Annotated in this window: 2 protein-coding genes; both read left to right on the plus strand. The window is 41.7% G+C overall.

Annotated features, from left to right (window positions below; translation table 11 throughout):
* On the plus strand, nt 1–189 hold a 189-nt coding region (locus A3739_RS30795; RefSeq protein ID WP_231877043.1), incomplete at its 5' end, for a hypothetical protein.
* On the plus strand, nt 186–403 hold a 218-nt coding region (locus A3739_RS08160), incomplete at its 3' end, for a cation transporter (protein WP_197472199.1). The genes A3739_RS30795 and A3739_RS08160, both read left to right, overlap by 4 nt.

Genomic DNA, 403 nt, shown 5'->3' on the forward strand with positions numbered 1-403 from the left:
GCTCGTAAATCTGTCACCGCTATCTGCAAGAATAGCAACAGCATCATTGACGTAGAATGCTATGAAGCTGGCTCTTCAGAGATCACATTCGGCAGGACCTGGAATCAAGCACAATTCGAATCAGCATATTATGAGCATTTTAAAACGCACATCATTCCAGAGTTTTTGAGCGAGTACTTTTCATCATGAGCGAACAAAGACTTCTCTTACTCTCAGTATTTGCATCAACATTCTTTGCCGTTTTTGGATTGGTATTAGGCATCGTCAGCGGCTCTGGCATGATCCTATTTGATGCCGTTTATTCAGCGATGAATATCGGCTTAACCGTTCTGTCTATGCACATCATTAAAGTGGTTGAAGCAGGACAATCACCAAGATTCCCTTATGGCAAATCACTATTTGA

The sequence above is a fragment of the Oleiphilus sp. HI0067 genome (assembly GCF_001635735.1).